We start from the raw sequence: 18,154 nt of genomic DNA, 5'->3' as shown, positions 1-18,154 counted from the left end.
ATCAACATTATAACTGTAAAAATCCTCGTTTAACTACTCAAAAAATGATTTATAGTGGGAATTTTATTAATTATTTAATCTAAATTATAAGGCAATAAAATGCTAAATATGTAGTTTTGAACTTTAGAATAACATTTAAATACCAAAAATTTAAAAAACATTTTTATGAAAAAAATAATTGTAGCCGCTGTATTGTTCCTAGCAACATCAGCAACAATGAATGCACAATTTGTACAAATCGGGGTTAAAGCAGGGGTTAACTTTGCTAACCAAACTGGAGGTTCTAGTTTTGACGGAATTTCAGTTGACAAAGAAGGTATTACAAGTTACCACGCAGGTCTTGTAGCTGAACTTAAATTATTAGAAAAATTCTCCATTCAGCCAGAGCTTTTGTACACTACACAAGGAGCAGAATATAAAAGTGCTGTACAAGATTTTAAAAACGAAATGGGTTATATCGCTATTCCTGTAATGGCAAAAATCTATATGACTAAATCACTTAGCTTAGAACTTGGTCCACAAGCTTCATTTCTTGTAAGTAATAAAAAAGAATTTGACGTTGCAGATCCAAAAACATTCGACTTTTCTCTTAACGCTGGTTTAGGATTAAAAGTAGTTGGAGGTCTTTTTGTTCAGGCTCGTTACGGAATTGGTTTAACTGAAATTTCTAAAGAAGCTGACTTCAAAAACTCTGTATTCCAACTTTCAGCCGGATACATGTTCTAAAAGAATATCACATACTTTTATAAAAACCGTTCTATTAATTAGAGCGGTTTTTTTATTTTTACAAAGTTCAATGGCAAGGGCAAAAATCAATTGCAATTTCAATGTCAAAGTCAAAAGACAATATAATACCTCAACATAAATAATTAAAACATGAAAATCTGCATTATAAACGGACCCAATTTGAATCTTTTAGGAAAACGTGAACCCGAAGTTTACGGTAGCCAGACTTTTGAAGATTATTTTGAAACGTTGAAACAAAAATTTCCAGACATTGAACTTTCGTATTACCAAAGTAATATTGAAGGCGAACTGATTGGTAAAATTCAGGAAGTTGGTTTTTCATTTGATGGAATTATTCTGAACGCCGGGGCATACACTCATACTTCTATTGGTCTTGGCGATGCAATGAAAGCGGTTACCACTCCGGTAATTGAAGTTCACATTTCTAATACTTATGCCCGCGAAAGTTTCAGACATCAGTCCTATCTTTCAGGAAATGCTAAAGGAGTTATTTTAGGCTTCGGATTAAAAAGCTACGAATTAGCAATTCAGTCTTTTTTATAAAGCGTTATTTAACAAATTATTAATAAGCTCGTTTTTAAGTTATTCTATTTTTGTAAGAGAAACCACTTACATGAGAAACTTTACATTACTAGCCCTTTTATTTTTTTCGATTTCTAATTTTGCCCAAATCAAAGGAACTGTTACCGATGAAAAGGGAAATCCGCTTCCGTTTGTTTCCATTTTTGAGGAGGGAACTTATAGAGGAACTACTTCAAACGAACAAGGACAATACCAATTACAAGTAAAAGAAATTGGTAAAAACAGAATTGTTTTTCAATATTTAGGTTTTAAAACCCAAAAAATTACGGTTTCTTCAGAATCTAAAACCGTAACATTGGATGTAAAACTGGTGGAAGAAAGTTTTGCTTTAAATGAAGTTGTTATTGATCCTAAAAATAATCCTGCCAATGCTATTATAAAAAATGCCATTGCCAACAAAAAGGAAAACTCAGATAAAACAGGAAGATTTACAGCCGATTTCTATTCAAAAGGAATGTTTAAAGTCAAAGATCTTCCTAAAAAAATACTTGGTCAAAAAGTAGATCTTGGCGCTGATATGGCTTCCAATTTAGATTCGACCGGAACAGGAATTTTATATTTATCGGAAACGGTTTCTAAAATTGCTTTTGAAAAACCTGCCAAATTAAAAGAGAAAATTATTGCTTCTAAAATCTCCGGAAATAACCGAGGTTACAGCTACAACACTGCTGCCTTATCTACTTATGATTTTTATGACAATACTTTAGATTTTGACGTCAAAATGATTTCTCCCATTGCCGATAACGCTTTCAATTATTACAAATACAAATTGGAAGGTAGTTTTTATGACGACAATAACAATCAGGTCTACAAAATAAAAATCATTCCCAGAAGAGATAAAGAGCCAGTTTTTGAAGGCTATATTTATATTGTAGATGACAGCTTTGCGATTTATGCCATCGATTTAGACCTGAAAGGCTATCGAATGAAAAACGAGTTTACCGAAACAATGTCATTAACACAGAGTTTCAGTTATAATGCAAAAAATAAAATCTGGTCTAAAAACGCTCAGACACTTTCGTTTACGGCAGGTCTTTTTGGAATAAAATTCTCTGGAAACTTTAATTATATATATTCTAATTATGAATTTCCAGCTTCTTTTGAAAAGAAAACGTTTGGAAATGAAATTGTTTCTTTTGAAGCAAACGCCAATAAAAAAGACAATGCTTTCTGGAATGAAATTCGCCCTATTCCTTTGACGATTGAAGAAAGTAATGATTATACCAAAAAAGACAGTCTTTTAGTTATTAGAAAATCAAAAAAATATACGGACTCCATAGATGCTAAAAACAATAAATTCAAAGTTTGGGATATTTTGATGGGGTATGATTATAAAAACACTTTCAAACAATATTCTTTTAATTATCAAGGCTTATTGAACATTGCTTCTTTAAGTTTTAATACCGTACAAGGATTCAATTTAGATTCTGGTTTTTCATTTAAAAAAGAAAATGAAGAGAAAGGAAAATCTACATCAATTGGAACCACTTTTAATTATGGTTTTTCAGATGAACGTTTTAGAGCAACGGGATATTTTTCGCATAAATTCAACAATATAAATTATGCTACAATCGGAGCTTCCGGAGGAACGAAAGTAGCACAGTTTAATAGTGCTGAACCAATTACTAAATTAGTCAATTCTATAAGTTCTTTGTTTTTTAAAGACAATTACATGAAGCTTTACAATTTAGAATATGCGCAGGTTAATTATTCCCAAGACGTTTTAAACGGCGTTAATTTATTTGCGAAAGTGGCTTACGAACAGCGAAAGCCTCTTTTCAATACTACTGATTATTCTTTCTTTAAAAGAGAAGATTTGTATTCTTCCAACAATCCTCTCGATCCAAATGATTTCACCACTGCTCCGTTTGAACAGCATCATTTGTTTAAAACAGGAATTAATGCACGAATAAATTTTGGCAATAAATATATTTCAAGACCTGACGGAAGATATAATTTTAAAGATGATAGATATCCAACTGTAGTTTTAGGATTCGAAAAAGCTTTTGCCGCGAGTGAAAAGAAATACGAATTTGAACGAATTGGAACTTCTGTACAATATGATTTAAACCTAAACAATAAAGGAACCTTGGGCATGAATTTCAGGGCTGGAAAATTCTTTAATGCTGAAAATATTGCTTTTATAGATTATAGACATTTCAACGGAAATCAAACCCACATTGGAACGACGGGACGTTACTTAAATGTTTTCAATTTAATGCCTTATTATGCCAACAGTACGAATGACAGTTATCTTGAAATGCATCTGGAACACAATGATAATGGATATGTTACGAATAAAATTCCTTTATTAAATCTCCTAAAATCAACAATGAATATTGGGTTTCATTCTTTGGCAATCCCAGACCGAAAACCCTATACAGAATTTACGATCGGTTTAGATAATTTAGGTTTTGGCAAATTCAAATTATTCCGTGTAGATTATATACATTCTTACCAAGGCGGCATTCAGCAAAACGGAGTTGTTTTTGGATTGAAGATTTTGAATGCGTTAGACTAAGGTGCAAAGTAACAAAGGTTCAAAGGCTCAAAGTTTTGTACTAAGTCTAAATTCCTTCAAATATTCCCAACATCGCTTGAATTGATAACCTCATATAAAAAATCCGTTTACTCTTAAAAAGTAAACGGATTTTTTTTCTTCAATCTTTGGCCAAATATTTTCATCTATAAAAACCTTTGAGCCTTTGAACCTCTAACAATGATAATCATCCGGTTCTATATGAATCAGAACATTTCCTAACTGTGGAATTTGCTCTTTCAAGGTATCTTGTAATTTATGAGACAAATCATGCCCTTCTTTTACCGAAATTTTAGCTGAAACAATGGCATGTAAATCTACGTGGTAACGCATTCCTGCCTTTCTTATAAAACATTTTTCGGTTCCAAGTATTCCAGGAACTTTCAAAGAAACTACACGGATTTCTTCTACCAAGTCATCGTTTAGGTTTTCGTCCATGATCTCGCCAAGCGCTGGTCTGAAAATTTTATAACTGTTATATAAAATAAAAAACGCTGCAAAAAGCGCCGCCCAGTCATCTGCCGATTCGTAGCCTTTTCCCATAATTAAAGCAATCGAAATTCCAATAAAAGCGGCAACAGAAGTTATCGCGTCGCTTCTATGATGCCATGCGTCTGCCGCTAAAGAAGAACTGTTGGTTTGCTTACTTCTTTTCATTACTACTCTAAAAGAATATTCTTTCCAGATAATGATAGCTCCTAAAACGTATAATGTCCAGGATTTTGGCAAATCGTGGGAAGTCCCAATATTGGAAATACTTTCGTATCCAATAATTGTTGCCGATGTAATTAAAAAACCAACAACCAAAAAGGTGATTAAAGGTTCTGCACGACCATGACCGTAAGGATGATTTTCATCTGCGGGCTTATTAGAATATTTAATTCCGAATAAAACCAAACAAGACGAAAATATATCCGTCGTAGATTCGATTGCATCTGCAATCAAGGCATATGAATTGCCAAAAAAACCTGCGAGACCTTTTATAAGGGCCAGGCAGGTATTTCCTATTATACTAAAAATAGTAGCTTTTATAGCTTTTTGTTCGTTTGTCATTTAGACTATATTTTTTTAGCCACGACCCGAGCGATAGCGAACGGGCGAAGCAATTCACGAATTTTTATTTTCAAAGATTATAAAAAATAATTCGTGAATTGGTGGCTATCAAATTTTTAAGCTCTTACGATTTTCGCACCGATTGCTCTTAAACGCTCATCGATACGCTCGTATCCACGGTCGATTTGCTCAATATTCTGAATAGTACTTGTTCCTTTTGCAGAAAGCGCTGCAATCAATAATGAGATTCCCGCACGAATATCAGGAGATGACATTGTTGTAGCTTTTAATTGAGATTCGAAATTATGTCCCATAACCACTGCTCTGTGCGGATCACATAACATAATTTTTGCACCCATATCAATTAATTTATCCACGAAGAATAAACGGCTTTCGAACATTTTTTGGTGAATTAAAACATCTCCTTTTGCCTGAGTTGCTACAACCAAAACAATACTTAATAAGTCAGGCGTAAATCCTGGCCATGGTGCATCGGCAATGGTTAAGATAGAACCGTCGATATCTGTTTTTACTTCATATCCGTTTTTATGAGCCGGAATGTAAATATCATCATTACGTTTTTCGATAGTAATACCAAGTTTTCTAAAAGTATTTGGAATCAAACCTAAGTTTTCCCAGCTTACATTTTTGATTGTGATTTCACTTTTTGTCATAGCCGCAAGACCAATCCAAGAACCGATTTCGATCATATCTGGAAGAATTCTGTGCTCGCAACCTCCAAGGCTTTCAACACCTTCGATAGTCAATAAATTAGAACCAACTCCAGTGATTTTAGCTCCCATAGAATTTAGCATTTTACACAATTGCTGTAAATAAGGCTCACAAGCAGCGTTGTAAACTGTAGTTTGCCCTTTTGCTAAAACTGCAGCCATTACAATATTTGCAGTTCCGGTTACAGATGCTTCGTCTAAAAGCATATCTGTTCCCTGAAGACCTTCTTCCGGAGACTCTACTCCATAAAAATGATCTTCTCTGTTATATCTGAATTTTGCTCCAAGGTTAATAAAACCTTCAAAGTGCGTATCTAATCTACGACGACCTATTTTATCTCCACCTGGTTTTGGAATATATCCTTTTCCGAAACGAGCTAAAAGTGGCCCAACAATCATAATAGAACCACGAAGCGCTCCACCTTCTTTTTTGAAAGCTTCTGTTTCTAAATATCCAACATTAACTTCGTCAGCTTGAAATGTAATTGAACCTGGTTCGTTACGTTGAATTTTTACCCCTAAATTACCCAGCAAAGTGATTAATTTATTGATGTCTATAATATCAGGAATGTTATTAATTTTTACTTTCTCTCCTGTCAGCAGCACGGCACATAAAATTTGTAATGCCTCATTTTTTGCTCCTTGCGGAGTGATTTCTCCTTTTAAAGGAGTTCCTCCTTCGATTTTAAAAATTCCCATAGATCTTTGTTAAGGTTCTTTTTAAAGTTCCTAAGATTCTGAAATTCTAAGATTCTAAGTTTTTCTTTTCAAAAACCTTAGCACCTTAGTCGCTTAACATCTTAGCCTCTTTATTTATTTTGATTATTGTTTTTTTGAAATGTCTTTTTTTGACCGCCTTTGTTATTGTTGTTTTTATTGTTGTTCTGAATTTTCGGCTGAACACCAGAAGCTGTTTTATTAGACATGCGTTTGTTGGTACGCATTAAATCTGTTGTATTTAACAACTCTTCTGTACTATGCAATAAATTAATTTTTCCGCCTGATAATTCATATAAATGTTCGAAAATCACATCGTCTTTTACCGTGTCTTTATTCCAGCTTAAGAACGATTTTTTCATGTGATTAGCGATAACCATTACCAATGCCGTTTTCATATCTCCATCTTCCCATTTATTCGCAACATCAATCATGTACTTGATATTGTTTCCATAAAATCTGTATTTTGGAAAGTTCTGCGGATATTGCAAAACATCTGGTTTTAACTCTAAAACCTCTCTTGACGGAATTGGATATGGCGATTCTACATTCAGTTTAAAATCAGACATGATAAAAAGCTGATCCCAAAGTTTATGCTGGAAATCCGGAACATCACGCAAATGAGGATTCAAGCTTCCCATAACCTGAATAATGTATTTCGCTGCTTTGTTGCGCGTTTCATCATCTTCGATTGCAGTAGCCTGATCGATCAATTTTTGTAAATGACGACCATACTCCGGAATAATCAAACGCTGTCTTTCAGAATTGTATTCTAAATTATACACAACGTCGCTTGCGGCTTCTCTTTTATATTTTTCGATCATAAGTTATAATGAAACTATACCTTCTATTGTAGATACTTCTTTGTATTTACTAATCACATCGTCTGAGCTGTGCATCGTAACATCTACAGAAACACTGGTAAATTTACCTGTTTTAGATTTTGTTGTTTTAATAACCGCTCCCATTCGATCAAAAGCTTTTTCGACACGCTCTACATTATCTGCTACAGAAGGCACAATAAATTTGTATAAATATTCTGCTGGCCAAGTGTTTGCGTTATCAAGCTCTACTTTTAATCTTTCGTAAAATTCGGCGGTATTTTTTTCTTTATCGTTCTCCATTCGTAATTAAAAATAAACGCAAATATACGGTTTTGATTTTAGACTTTTGAGTTTAGATTTTAGATTTTTTTTGGGCTTAAAACTTTGTTTTAAAGGGACAAAGTTACAAAGGCGCAAAGGTGCAGAGAAAAAAGCAATCGAAGATTATTTCTTTGTAAAATTTACTGTTATATTTGAGAAAACATTACTACAAAATTTGCTCGCAAACATATAGGTTTTTGTTTTTGTCATCCTGAGGAACGAAGGATCACAATCGAAACTCGCCATAGATTGGAGAATTTCTATGTGGTGCTGCTTGCGTGATCCTTCGTTCCTCAGGATGACAAGTTAACATCTAGACTTTGCGAGATTAAAAACACATTACAATGAAAAAACTCCTTTTACTTTTTACAATATTCACTTTTTACAATATTCAGGCACAAGAAGTCAAAACACTGACTTATTTCCAAAACGACACTTTAAAACTGGATTTAGATTTATATCTGCCAAAGAAAAAAGCTGGCGAGAAAATCCCTCTAATTATGTTTGCTTTTGGCGGTGGATTTTCTGGCGGAGAACGTACAAGCGAAAAAGACTTCGGGAAATTTATGGCTCAGAATGGTTATGCCGTTGCGAGTATTTCGTATAGTTTATACATGAAAGGAAAAGATTTCGGATGCAAAGGAACTTTAACTGAAAAAATAAAAGCAATTCAAATTGGCGTGAGTGATATGTGGCAGGCGACAGCTTTTTTAATTGAAAATGCCGATAAATATAATTTGGACACTTCAAAAATCTTTATTTCCGGAATCAGTGCGGGAGCCGAAATTGGTTTTCATGCTTCGTTTTGGGATTATAAACTGATGAATCTTTACAAAAGCAATTTGCCTGAAAACTTTAAATACAAAGGTTTTATAGGAGGTTCAGGAGCCATTCAGGACATTAATTTGATTACAAAAGAAAAAGCGATTCCAATGTTATTGGCGCATGGAAGCAATGATGATACAGTTCCATATAGTGCGGGTTCTCATCGTTCTTGTCCGACAAATGCCTCAGGCTGGCTGATTCTTTTTGGTTCTTATGCCGTTTATAACCAAATGAGAGATTTACATAAAGACATAAAACTGATTACTTTTTGTGGTGGCGGACATGAATTCTCTGGTTATCTTTTTCATGAAGGTCAACAATATGTTTTAGATTTTGTGAATGATGTTTTGAAAGGAAAGAAATTTGAGTCGCATTTGATTGAACCTTCTAAAAAAGGGAAAGGCGCTGGGAAGTATTTATTTTGTGAATAATAAGCCAGAAATGAAACATTCAAAAAAACATATTGCCTTAACATTTATAATGTTAATTTCAATTTATAGTTGCAGAAAAACATCTGCACAAAAATGGGATCAGGTTATAATAGACCCCAAAATCAGTCAAAATAAAGCTTATAAAGAACTAAACAAAGAACAAGAAATCTTTTCATTTTTTGAACTATTAAAAAAACCTGATTCAACTAGTAAGAGATCAAGTGGAGTCTCTTATTATATTCGAAAAAAAAATGAACAAGCAAATAATTTTCCCAGAAATTATAATTGCAGAGCATATTTTTTTCCCCCCAGAGCAGATACATTATCAATAAATATTGGTATCGGAAATGGTTTTGGCGGAAATGGTTTTATAATAAATCTTAAAAACAATAAATTTTACACAGAAGCATATTACTCTACAGATGTAATTATTGAGGGAGAAACAAAACCAACTCATAAAGTCATTTATCAGAAGTTAATTCTAGACAAAGCCAACTACCGAATTGGAGATAGTTTGTTTGGATATATTGATTTTAAATCAATTGAAACCGATAAAGACAACAACCAAACCAACCATTCTGGAAAAGGTTATTTTAGAACAAAGGTTAAGGATTTTTAAGATATCAACTAAAGCCGAAATTTAACATTTTAAAAAAAAGTTTTTTTTTAAACCAATAAAAATTAAAACTCAAAATACACCTACAAGGTTTTGAAAACCTTGCAGAGATAGAGCCTCTAAAAAATAATCCCAAAAACAAAACCATACCTCTCCTCTAGCCCTGATGGAAGCGGAAATCCTTTTGCTTTTTCCTTTAAAAAGCAAAAGATTGCAGCGGACAGCAGGAACCCATGATTGCTAAAAATACCAAATCTTTCGCTTCTTATAAATATTCTTTTTAATTACGAATAAGTTTAGGTAAATTTGCGCTTTATTTTTAGAATTGTGCAAAAACAAATCATAGTTTTACTTGGCGGTCCCGGTACTGGAAAATCAACACTTATTAACGAATTGGTAGCTCGTGGCTTTTGCTGCTATCCTGAAATTTCCAGACAGGTTACCATGAAAGCACAGCAGGAAGGCATTGAGCAACTGTTTCTGGAACAGCCTCTTTTGTTTAGCGAAATGCTTTTGGAAGGTCGTATCGAACAGTACAAAAATGCTCTTGAAGAACCTGATAACGTCGTTTTTATTGACAGAGGAATTCCTGATGTTGTAGCGTATATGGATTATATTGGAGACCAATATCCGGAACGTTTTACTAAGGCTTGTGAAGATTATAAATATTCTAAAACTTTTATTCTGCCGCCTTGGCAAGAAATTTACCAAAGCGATACAGAACGTTACGAAAATTTTGAACAAGCAGTTAAAATTCAGGAACATCTTATCGAGACCTATAAAAATTACGGTTACGAATTGATTGAAGTTCCAAAAGATACGGTTGAAAACAGAATTCTTTATATCTTAGACAAAATTTAGCGAAAGGTTTTAAAGTTGCAAAACTAGAAACTGTTTTCTAAATTTTTAACTTTAAAACTTACGCAATGCTCGGAGCGCAGGATATTCTTCTAAAATACTGGAAACACGACAGTTTTAGACCGTTGCAAAAAGAAATTATCGATTCGGTTCTCGAAGGACAGGATACTTTTGCCGTACTTCCGACGGGAGGCGGAAAATCGATTTGTTTTCAGGTTCCGGCTATGATGCAGGAAGGTATCTGCCTCGTGATTTCTCCTCTTATTGCTTTAATGAAAGATCAGGTAATGAACCTGCAAAAAAGAGAAATTAAAGCTATTGCTCTTACGGGAGGGATTCACACGGAAGAAATTATTGACCTTTTGGATAATTGCCAATACGGAAACTACAAATTTCTTTATTTATCTCCAGAACGTCTACAGTCGGATTGGATTTTGGAACGCATCAAAAATCTTCCTATCAATTTAATTGCTATTGACGAAGCGCATTGTGTTTCGCAATGGGGGCATGATTTTAGACCTGCTTATCTTAAAATATCCGAGCTCAAAAAATTCTTTCCTAAAATTCCGTTTTTGGCTTTGACCGCTACGGCAACTCCGAGAGTTATCGAAGACATTAGAACACAATTGGAATTGAAAAATCCGAGACATTTTCAACAATCGTTTGAGCGTAAGAACATTGCTTACATGGTTTTTGAAGTAGAAGATAAATTGTACCGAACCGAACAAATTCTCAAAAAGAATCCACAGCCTTCTATCATATATGTCCGAAATAGAAAGTCCTGTTTAAACATGTCTTCACAATTGCAGTCGTTAGGATTCACTTCGACGTATTATCATGGCGGACTTTCGGCAAAAGAAAAAGACAAGAACATGCAGTTATGGATGTCACAGCAAGCACAAGTGATTGTGGCAACGAATGCTTTTGGAATGGGAATTGACAAAGACAATGTTAAAACGGTTATTCATACACAGCTTCCGGAAAACTTAGAAAATTATTATCAGGAATCCGGTAGAGCGGGACGAAATGGCGCAAAAGCTTTTTCGGTTTTGCTTTACAATAATTCAGACATGATCCAGACGGAACAACAGTTTATTAATGTTCTTCCAGACAAGAAGTTTCTTAAAACGATGTACATCAAACTCTGTACTTATTTCCAAATTGCTTACGGAGAGGGTTTAGATGAATCTTTTTCTTTTAAATTGAATCATTTTTGCAATAAATACGACTTCCCTACTTTAAAAACTTATAATGCACTGCAGTTTTTGAGTCAGCAGGGAATTATTACGATGTCTCAGGAATTCTCAGAAAAAATCAGTATTCAGTTTTTGCTTGAATCTAAAGAAGTGATTCGGTACATGAGTCTGAATCCTAATGATGAAGAAATTATGCTGGCCATTTTAAGAACCTATCCTGGCGTTTACGAAGTAAAATCAAATCTGAATCTGGGATTGATTGCTAAAAAATCCAATCATACAGAAGAACAAGTCACAGCACTTTTAGAAAAATTAAAGGAAAAGGAAATTATAGAATACAAATCTAAAAACAATGATGCTACTATTTTATTTAATGAAGTCCGCGAAGACGATCTTACTATAAATAGGGTTTCAAAATATTTAGAAAAACAAAATCAAGTTAAAAAAGAACAGCTTTTATCTGTTTTACATTATATAAAAGACACTAAAACCTGCAAAAACAGATTGGTTTTAGATTATTTTGGAGAAAAAACCAACGAAAACTGCGGCATCTGCTCCTACTGTATTACTCAAAAAGGAAAAATTACAGAAGCAGATTCGATTGCCGATAAAATTTTATCACTTTTAAAAACAGCTTCTTTGACTTCGAGAGAAATTGAAACTCAAATTAAAATGGACACAAAGGACATTATTTTGGTTCTTCAGGAATTGCTCGAAAACAATCATATCATTATACAAGCGAATAATAAATACACTTTAAAATCATAATGGAGAAATTGAGAATTATTTTTATGGGAACGCCAGAATTTGCTGTCGGCATTTTGGATACCATTATTAAAAACAACTATGAAGTTGTCGGCGTGATTACGGCTGCAGACAAACCGGCAGGACGCGGACAAAAAATAAAATATTCGGCTGTAAAAGAATATGCTTTAGCAAACAACCTTACTTTATTACAGCCAACCAATTTAAAAGACGAGAATTTCTTAGCAGAATTAAAAGCTCTAAACGCTAATTTACAAATTGTAGTTGCCTTTAGAATGCTACCAAAAGTAGTTTGGGAAATGCCAGATTTAGGAACTTTTAATCTTCATGCTTCTTTATTACCAAATTATCGCGGCGCAGCGCCAATTAACTGGGCCATTATAAATGGAGAGACCAAAACCGGAGTTACCACTTTCTTTATTGATGATAAAATCGATACTGGTGCGATGATTTTAAATTCTGAAATTGCGATTGAACCGGAAGAAACAGCTGGACAATTACACGATCGTTTGATGCATTTAGGAAGCACAACTGTAATTGACACTTTAAAAGTTATCGAAACAGGAAATGTAACCACTACGATCCAGGAAGATAATGACGATATAAAAACAGCTTACAAATTAAACAAAGAAAACTGCAAAATTGACTGGACAAAATCTGGAACAGAAATTAATAATCTTATTCGAGGTTTGAGCCCTTATCCTGCTTCTTGGTGTTTTTTGAAAGATCAAAATGAGGAACTTAACATCAAAATTTATGAAGCAAAACTAGTCTCAGAGTCCCATTCTTATGAGATTGGAAAATTAATTAGCAGTAAAAAAGAAATCAAGATTGCAATAAAAGAGGGTTTTATTCAGTTATTAAGTCTACAATTTCCAGGAAAAAAGAGAATGCTTGCCTCAGAAATATTAAACGGAGTGAGTTTTTCAGATGCTGCAAAAGTCTATTAACATCAGTAAAACAGGGGTTTGTACTTGATTTTCATCGATGAATAACATTCTTTATGAACAAAAAAAGCAAGTTATTAACAATTTTTGCTAAAATTAAAGAAAAGACTTGCACGCAACGGATTTCCTACTAAATTTGTGTATTAACAATTTTTTTTAACCAACAATTAATAACTAATTATTATGAACAAATCAGAATTAATCGATGCTATCGCTGCTGATGCAGGAATTACAAAAGCTGCGGCGAAATTAGCTTTAGAGTCTTTTTTAGGTAATGTAGGGACAACTTTGAAAAAAGGTGGAAGAGTTTCATTAGTAGGTTTCGGATCTTGGTCAGTTTCTTCTAGAGCTGCTAGAGATGGTAGAAACCCTCAAACAGGAAAAACAATCAAAATCGCAGCTAAAAATGTTGTAAAATTCAAAGCTGGTGCTGAATTAGAAGGTGCAGTGAACTAAGTAAGAAAGTTCTCTAAACTTACAATATAATTAAAACCTTCCTTATGGAAGGTTTTTTTATGCGGTTTAACGATTTTTTTTGTGATTTTAATTTTTTTATGATTAAATTTAATAAAAATTGTAACCGTATGATTTCAGAAAAATTAAAAAAAGGACACCTGCTTATTGCCGAGCCTTCAATAATTGGAGATTTATCTTTTAACAGATCGGTAATTTTATTAGCAGACCATAACAAAGAAGGATCAATAGGTTTTATAATTAATAAGCCATTAAAATATACTATTAGTGACTTAATACCGGAAATTGAGGCCAACTTTAAGATATATAACGGAGGACCTGTAGAGCAGGATAACCTTTATTTCATTCACAATATTCCTGAATTGATCCCAAATAGCGTGGAGATTTCGAACGGAATTTATTGGGGAGGTGATTTTGAGTCTACCAAAGACCTTATAAACAGCGGTGCTATTAGCAAAAACAACATTCGCTTTTTCTTAGGTTATACTGGTTGGGACGAAAATCAGCTTGAAAATGAGATGCAGGGAAACTCCTGGATTATTGCTGATAATAATTATAAAAATAAAATTATCGGAAAATCCACTACGCACTTTTGGAAAGAGCAGATTATTGAGCTTGGCGGCGATTATCTTATTTGGTCTAATGCACCTGAAAATCCATATCTGAATTAATTTTCAGAAATGGATTCGTTTAGTTTCTGCACTAATAAATGAACCAGATTTACTTTAAACTCCTTTTTTCGATATTTAGTTATCGGCTGTATTCCTGTGATCACATTTGTCAGAAATAATTCGTCTGCTTTTTGAAGATCAAACGGCGAAATTATTTCTTCTGACACCTCTATGCTTTCTATTTTCTTAGCTAAAGCTAAAATCTGTTTACGCATTACTCCGTTTAAAGCTCCCTCAGAAACAGGCGGTGTAATCAGCTTATTTCCGGAAACCATAAAGATATTGCCCTGAAGTACTTCTACAACGTTCTTGCTGTCATTTAGTAAAATACAATTCGCAAGATCATTTTCATTTGCATAAATACTTCCGGTAATATTAATCATTTTGTTAGTCGTTTTTAGCGACGATAACAATTGTTTTGTTACATAGAAATCTTTATACAAATCTACTTCGTATTCATTTGTATTTATAGTGTAGGCTTTGTTCCCAAGAGAAATAGCATTTATTAAAAATGAAATTTCATTACTTTTAGGAAGATATAAACCGCCATCATTTCTAAAAACGGTGATTCTGGCTCTTGCCGAAGTGGCTATATTTAATTGATTAACCAGATTCAAAATCTGTTCTTCAAAATATTCCATTGTAAAATCCATAGGAATCATCATTCTAACGACACGCATGGAAGCCATTAATCTGAAATAATGATCTTCAAGAAACAAGATTTTTCCGTTGACAATTTTTACTGTTTCGAATATTCCGTCGCCGTATAAAAAACCACGGTTTAGAGTTAGTATATTATCTTCCTGCGCAATGTTTCCGTTAAAATTAATCATAAAAAAACCCTGAATTTTGTTCAGGGCAAATATAAGGTATAAAAAAGACTTTTACTAAACAGATCCTATAAGATGTTTTAGGTCTGAGATTTGATTCTCCCACAATTGTTTAGCTTCACCTAACTCCTCTTTTTCGGCAAAATCAACCACCATTAATGATACGTCTTTAGTCAATTCATCTACTAAAATATGAAGTTCAAAAAAGTAATCAGTGTCTTTACTGCTTTCGTCAACCCATTTAAATTTTACTTTTTCGCCAGATTTTTTTGAAGCTAGACGTGCTTTTTCCTGCGAATCATTCCAGATGAATGTAAAAAATTCACCTCTAGAGTTAACATTGTCAGCGAACCATTCTTGTAAACCTGACGGAGTTGATATATATTGATACAATAATTGCGGCGAAGAATTGATCGGAAACTCGATTTCGTAACGTATTTTTGAATCCATGTGCTACTTTTAATTTTTTTGGAAATATAAGAATATATGTCCAAAAACAATGCGTTTTTAAAAATATTTTTTTTTCTTCATTTTATGCTTGCAAGCTTTAATATTATTTCTATCTTTGCACCCGCAATCAGGAATTCATGATAGCAGTCCAGGCGAGGTAGCTCAGTTGGTTAGAGCGCAGGATTCATAACCCTGAGGTCACGGGTTCAACTCCCGTCCTCGCTACTTGAAATAAAAAAACACCACTTTTGAAGTGGTGTTTTTTTCGTTTATAGCAATATGTAATACCACTAATAATCAGTTTGTTTTATAATTCAAAAGAGTTTTTTTTTACTCTCTTATTTCTAAACAACTCACTATCAACCTCGACATAGTTTATATTTCCAAAATACAGTTTTTATAATTACAAAACAGTTGTACAAAAGTCCAAAAGCTTTTCAACTCTCTATTTAGTAACCTTTAAACTATATTGATATGATTTTTTTTAAACAACCTTTATTCGCTGCATTAATTATAATGCTATTTTCTAATTCTATTGCCGCAAAAGTTAAAATTCCATTTGGAGAAAGAGAAGTATTAAACAAGGTTTATGACCTGCCCAATACAGATGAGTTTAAATTGAAAGATGGAAATTTTATGGATTTAGCGAGAATCCATAAAGAATTTAACATTGCCTACTTTCTCCCACTCTATATCATCGAAGAACCAAAAATAGTAGGTTACGATGAAAAAACGGAAACCTTTTATGACCTATCTCAAAATGAGATAGATGAAATTATAGCATCACAAAAGCTAAATAAAGAAAATCTTCTTCAGTTGCCATTCTATACAAAATATGGTGGCAAATTGGTCGCAGTATTAATTATTGGATTATTGATTTGGGGTTCTATACCATCGAAGAAAGACAAAGTTCAACCAAGAAACGTTTAACCTAACCCCTAAATTATGAACTATAATTATTCCCTTATTCCAATTGTTTTGATTTTGGCCAGTTTAATACTTTCAATAATTATGATTTTGATTTTGACCAGTTTAATACTCTCAAAAATTATGAAAAAGCGCCATCAATCTGCAAAATCTGAAATTGATTTTGATAAAGAACGAGCAAATTATGCTTTATATAAAAATGAACTCTTAAACAATGATTTTTCTTTCCTAAAAAAATGGATGAATGAAAAAACAATCGATGCTTTTACCTCTGCTTCTATTCCTCAAACTATGGGAAGTAAAATTAAAAATTTAATAAGCGATGGTTTAAAAAATGCCGCACTGTCAGCAGTTGGTGTAAAACTAAACTACATAGATACTGACGCTTTCTGGGTTTTAAGTGGCAATAATCTGCATTTTTTCACAACAGATACTGATGGAGAATTAGAAGAACATTTAATTTTTGATGTTTTTCGAATAGAAAAAGCTACATTACAATATTCAGGACTTTTAAAAACCCAAATAGGCTTTTACTCAAAACTTACGGAAGAATATTTGCCTAAAGTTCATGTTATAACCTTTGATATTGACGGACAGCAACTACCTTTAGAAATTCACGACAGAGTCATTTATCATGTAGATCCGACTGATGTATGGAGTGTAAAAAAGCAACTGCAAATCAGGACTAAACACTTAGTGGTTGGAGAAGGTTTTTTAGAAGAACTTAAATCTCGCTTTCCTCATTTAATTTCTCAATAATCATGATTTTGTTAAAAATATGGAGAGCTTTGTCTGGCTTACGATTAAACGACAAAAAGCCTCTAAACGGACAACAACTTGATTACATTTTAGTGAGCTCTATGTACGCCGCTCAACAATCGGCTTTCTTAAATTCTTATTCAACGGGTTTAAGTAAAAATGAAATAAAAAAAATCCTGAAAGATTATTGGGATATCAACACTATTGAAAGTGCACAAGAAACAATCGAAAGCCTATTAGAGAAAAACAATGATCCTTACATTTCTATTTTGTATGAAGCATTTGAAAATAAAGAAAACTATGTTGAAATATTAAAATCAAAATTACCTGATGATGAAAGTATACTACATTATTATGTTCAAATTTACAGAACTATAAATAATACAATTCCCAAAGTCACAGCCCAAGGTATATTTGAAAATTATTCCGAATTAAAAAAAACAAAAGACGCAGGATGGAATTTCGGAAGAGCTTCTTTCATTGCAAGATGCTGTTTTGAAACGGGATATTTATCTGAAAAAGAATTTAGACAATATTTACAAGCAAGCTATGAAGGTTTGAAAACCCATTGTAAAACCTGGAAAGAATACACTTCCAGCTATATTTATGGCAGAGCTTTATGGGGTGGTTCTCACAATGAAGGCATGATTTCCATTGCTAAAAATTTATTAAACAACAAAAAGAGTCCGCTAAAAGATAAAAAGTACATCTAAAATTGATTTTCATTTTCTTCCTAAAATTAGTATTGTATTTCTTTCTATAAACTAAAAGCACCACACCTTTTTAAGTGGTGCTTTTCTATTAATAACAACTTCCTAATTCCAAAAAAATTATAGTTTAGATTTTTTACAACCATCATTAAAAATAGTATTTTTGCAACGAAGTAATAAA

Annotated in this window: 19 protein-coding genes and 1 tRNA gene; 14 read left to right on the top strand and 6 right to left on the bottom strand. The window is 33.0% G+C overall.

Features of this window, described 5'->3' with window-relative positions; genetic code table 11:
• Positions 1-165: 165 nt before the first annotated feature.
• From ACFS3A_RS07525 to ACFS3A_RS07515, 3 genes are all read left to right on the top strand, one after another.
• Positions 166-726 (top strand): porin family protein, encoded by a 561-nt coding sequence (locus ACFS3A_RS07525; RefSeq protein ID WP_379824743.1) that lies wholly within the window; start codon positions 166-168, stop codon positions 724-726.
• 150 nt (positions 727-876) lie between these two features.
• A complete protein-coding gene (gene aroQ, locus ACFS3A_RS07520) occupies positions 877-1,290 on the top strand; it encodes a type II 3-dehydroquinate dehydratase (RefSeq protein ID WP_379824742.1) in 414 nt (137 codons plus the stop codon).
• A gap of 70 nt (positions 1,291-1,360) precedes the next feature.
• Positions 1,361-3,850, top strand: coding sequence for a DUF5686 and carboxypeptidase regulatory-like domain-containing protein (locus ACFS3A_RS07515; protein ID WP_379824741.1), 2,490 nt, complete (start codon positions 1,361-1,363; stop codon positions 3,848-3,850).
• Between the two features lie 192 nt (positions 3,851-4,042).
• Here the strand turns inward: ACFS3A_RS07515 and ACFS3A_RS07510 are convergent, their stop codons facing one another.
• The 4 genes from ACFS3A_RS07510 to ACFS3A_RS07495 form a co-directional block, all read right to left on the bottom strand.
• Entirely contained in the window at positions 4,043-4,921 is an 879-nt protein-coding gene (locus ACFS3A_RS07510) for a cation diffusion facilitator family transporter (protein ID WP_379824740.1), read from the bottom strand.
• A gap of 116 nt (positions 4,922-5,037) precedes the next feature.
• Entirely contained in the window at positions 5,038-6,351 is a 1,314-nt protein-coding gene (gene murA / locus ACFS3A_RS07505) for a UDP-N-acetylglucosamine 1-carboxyvinyltransferase (protein WP_379824739.1), read from the bottom strand.
• A 110-nt stretch (positions 6,352-6,461) separates the two neighbouring features.
• Positions 6,462-7,193, bottom strand: coding sequence for a DUF4290 domain-containing protein (locus ACFS3A_RS07500; protein ID WP_379824738.1), 732 nt, complete (start codon positions 7,191-7,193; stop codon positions 6,462-6,464).
• Between the two features lie 3 nt (positions 7,194-7,196).
• Positions 7,197-7,493, bottom strand: a complete 297-nt coding sequence (locus ACFS3A_RS07495; protein WP_066033683.1) for a DUF493 family protein — start codon at positions 7,491-7,493, stop codon at positions 7,197-7,199.
• A gap of 365 nt (positions 7,494-7,858) precedes the next feature.
• On the opposite strand from ACFS3A_RS07495, the gene ACFS3A_RS07490 reads away from it, so the two are divergent.
• The 7 genes from ACFS3A_RS07490 (at position 7,859) to ACFS3A_RS07460 (ending at position 14,297) form a co-directional block, all read left to right on the top strand.
• A complete protein-coding gene (locus ACFS3A_RS07490; protein WP_379824737.1) occupies positions 7,859-8,770 on the top strand; it encodes an alpha/beta hydrolase family protein in 912 nt (303 codons plus the stop codon).
• 10 nt (positions 8,771-8,780) lie between these two features.
• Positions 8,781-9,389: a hypothetical protein gene (locus tag ACFS3A_RS07485; protein WP_379824736.1), complete on the top strand. Its 609-nt coding sequence runs from the start codon at positions 8,781-8,783 to the stop codon at positions 9,387-9,389.
• 324 nt (positions 9,390-9,713) lie between these two features.
• Complete coding sequence (locus ACFS3A_RS07480) at positions 9,714-10,247, top strand: AAA family ATPase (protein WP_379824735.1); 534 nt, start codon at positions 9,714-9,716, stop codon at positions 10,245-10,247.
• A gap of 65 nt (positions 10,248-10,312) precedes the next feature.
• A complete protein-coding gene (locus tag ACFS3A_RS07475) occupies positions 10,313-12,208 on the top strand; it encodes a RecQ family ATP-dependent DNA helicase (protein ID WP_379824734.1) in 1,896 nt (631 codons plus the stop codon).
• Complete coding sequence (gene fmt / locus ACFS3A_RS07470) at positions 12,208-13,155, top strand: methionyl-tRNA formyltransferase (RefSeq protein ID WP_379824732.1); 948 nt, start codon at positions 12,208-12,210, stop codon at positions 13,153-13,155. The genes ACFS3A_RS07475 and fmt overlap by 1 nt, the downstream gene beginning before the upstream one ends.
• Before the next feature lie 180 nt (positions 13,156-13,335).
• Entirely contained in the window at positions 13,336-13,608 is a 273-nt protein-coding gene (locus ACFS3A_RS07465; RefSeq protein ID WP_008464760.1) for an HU family DNA-binding protein, read from the top strand.
• 128 nt (positions 13,609-13,736) lie between these two features.
• Positions 13,737-14,297 (top strand): YqgE/AlgH family protein, encoded by a 561-nt coding sequence (locus ACFS3A_RS07460; protein ID WP_179008189.1) that lies wholly within the window; start codon positions 13,737-13,739, stop codon positions 14,295-14,297.
• Here the strand turns inward: ACFS3A_RS07460 and ACFS3A_RS07455 are convergent.
• Both ACFS3A_RS07455 and ACFS3A_RS07450 read right to left on the bottom strand, forming a co-directional pair.
• Complete coding sequence (locus ACFS3A_RS07455) at positions 14,294-15,130, bottom strand: aminotransferase class IV (protein ID WP_379824731.1); 837 nt, start codon at positions 15,128-15,130, stop codon at positions 14,294-14,296. The genes ACFS3A_RS07460 and ACFS3A_RS07455 overlap by 4 nt on opposite strands.
• Before the next feature lie 54 nt (positions 15,131-15,184).
• Positions 15,185-15,577: an START-like domain-containing protein gene (locus tag ACFS3A_RS07450; protein ID WP_379824730.1), complete on the bottom strand. Its 393-nt coding sequence runs from the start codon at positions 15,575-15,577 to the stop codon at positions 15,185-15,187.
• A 151-nt stretch (positions 15,578-15,728) separates the two neighbouring features.
• Here ACFS3A_RS07450 and ACFS3A_RS07445 point away from each other — a divergent pair.
• From ACFS3A_RS07445 to ACFS3A_RS07430, 4 genes are all read left to right on the top strand, one after another.
• Positions 15,729-15,802, top strand: a tRNA-Met gene (locus ACFS3A_RS07445).
• Between the two features lie 249 nt (positions 15,803-16,051).
• Entirely contained in the window at positions 16,052-16,507 is a 456-nt protein-coding gene (locus tag ACFS3A_RS07440) for a hypothetical protein (protein WP_379824729.1), read from the top strand.
• 81 nt (positions 16,508-16,588) lie between these two features.
• Positions 16,589-17,263: a hypothetical protein gene (locus ACFS3A_RS07435; protein WP_379824728.1), complete on the top strand. Its 675-nt coding sequence runs from the start codon at positions 16,589-16,591 to the stop codon at positions 17,261-17,263.
• Positions 17,264-17,265: 2 nt separating this feature from the next.
• Positions 17,266-17,976, top strand: coding sequence for a DUF1266 domain-containing protein (locus tag ACFS3A_RS07430; protein ID WP_379824727.1), 711 nt, complete (start codon positions 17,266-17,268; stop codon positions 17,974-17,976).
• Positions 17,977-18,154 lie beyond the last annotated feature (178 nt).

The sequence above is a fragment of the Flavobacterium notoginsengisoli genome (assembly GCF_042686225.1).
GTDB lineage: Bacteria > Bacteroidota > Bacteroidia > Flavobacteriales > Flavobacteriaceae > Flavobacterium > Flavobacterium notoginsengisoli.
The sequence above is the reverse complement of the archived record's forward strand: the minus strand, read 5'-3'. Positions and strand labels throughout refer to the sequence as shown.

Bases quoted from the DNA above. Each gene is read 5' to 3' on its own strand.
- ACFS3A_RS07525 (WP_379824743.1), top strand. From the start codon at position 166: ATGAAAAAAATAATTGTAGCCGCTGTATTGTTCCTAGCAACATCAGCA.
- aroQ (WP_379824742.1), top strand. From the start codon at position 877: ATGAAAATCTGCATTATAAACGGACCCAATTTGAATCTTTTAGGAAAA.
- ACFS3A_RS07515 (WP_379824741.1), top strand. From the start codon at position 1,361: ATGAGAAACTTTACATTACTAGCCCTTTTATTTTTTTCGATTTCTAAT.
- ACFS3A_RS07510 (WP_379824740.1), bottom strand. From the start codon at position 4,921: ATGACAAACGAACAAAAAGCTATAAAAGCTACTATTTTTAGTATAATA.
- murA (WP_379824739.1), bottom strand. From the start codon at position 6,351: ATGGGAATTTTTAAAATCGAAGGAGGAACTCCTTTAAAAGGAGAAATC.
- ACFS3A_RS07500 (WP_379824738.1), bottom strand. From the start codon at position 7,193: ATGATCGAAAAATATAAAAGAGAAGCCGCAAGCGACGTTGTGTATAAT.
- ACFS3A_RS07495 (WP_066033683.1), bottom strand. From the start codon at position 7,493: ATGGAGAACGATAAAGAAAAAAATACCGCCGAATTTTACGAAAGATTA.
- ACFS3A_RS07490 (WP_379824737.1), top strand. From the start codon at position 7,859: ATGAAAAAACTCCTTTTACTTTTTACAATATTCACTTTTTACAATATT.
- ACFS3A_RS07485 (WP_379824736.1), top strand. From the start codon at position 8,781: ATGAAACATTCAAAAAAACATATTGCCTTAACATTTATAATGTTAATT.
- ACFS3A_RS07475 (WP_379824734.1), top strand. From the start codon at position 10,313: ATGCTCGGAGCGCAGGATATTCTTCTAAAATACTGGAAACACGACAGT.
- fmt (WP_379824732.1), top strand. From the start codon at position 12,208: ATGGAGAAATTGAGAATTATTTTTATGGGAACGCCAGAATTTGCTGTC.
- ACFS3A_RS07465 (WP_008464760.1), top strand. From the start codon at position 13,336: ATGAACAAATCAGAATTAATCGATGCTATCGCTGCTGATGCAGGAATT.
- ACFS3A_RS07460 (WP_179008189.1), top strand. From the start codon at position 13,737: ATGATTTCAGAAAAATTAAAAAAAGGACACCTGCTTATTGCCGAGCCT.
- ACFS3A_RS07455 (WP_379824731.1), bottom strand. From the start codon at position 15,130: ATGATTAATTTTAACGGAAACATTGCGCAGGAAGATAATATACTAACT.
- ACFS3A_RS07450 (WP_379824730.1), bottom strand. From the start codon at position 15,577: ATGGATTCAAAAATACGTTACGAAATCGAGTTTCCGATCAATTCTTCG.
- ACFS3A_RS07440 (WP_379824729.1), top strand. From the start codon at position 16,052: ATGATTTTTTTTAAACAACCTTTATTCGCTGCATTAATTATAATGCTA.
- ACFS3A_RS07435 (WP_379824728.1), top strand. From the start codon at position 16,589: ATGATTTTGATTTTGACCAGTTTAATACTCTCAAAAATTATGAAAAAG.
- ACFS3A_RS07430 (WP_379824727.1), top strand. From the start codon at position 17,266: ATGATTTTGTTAAAAATATGGAGAGCTTTGTCTGGCTTACGATTAAAC.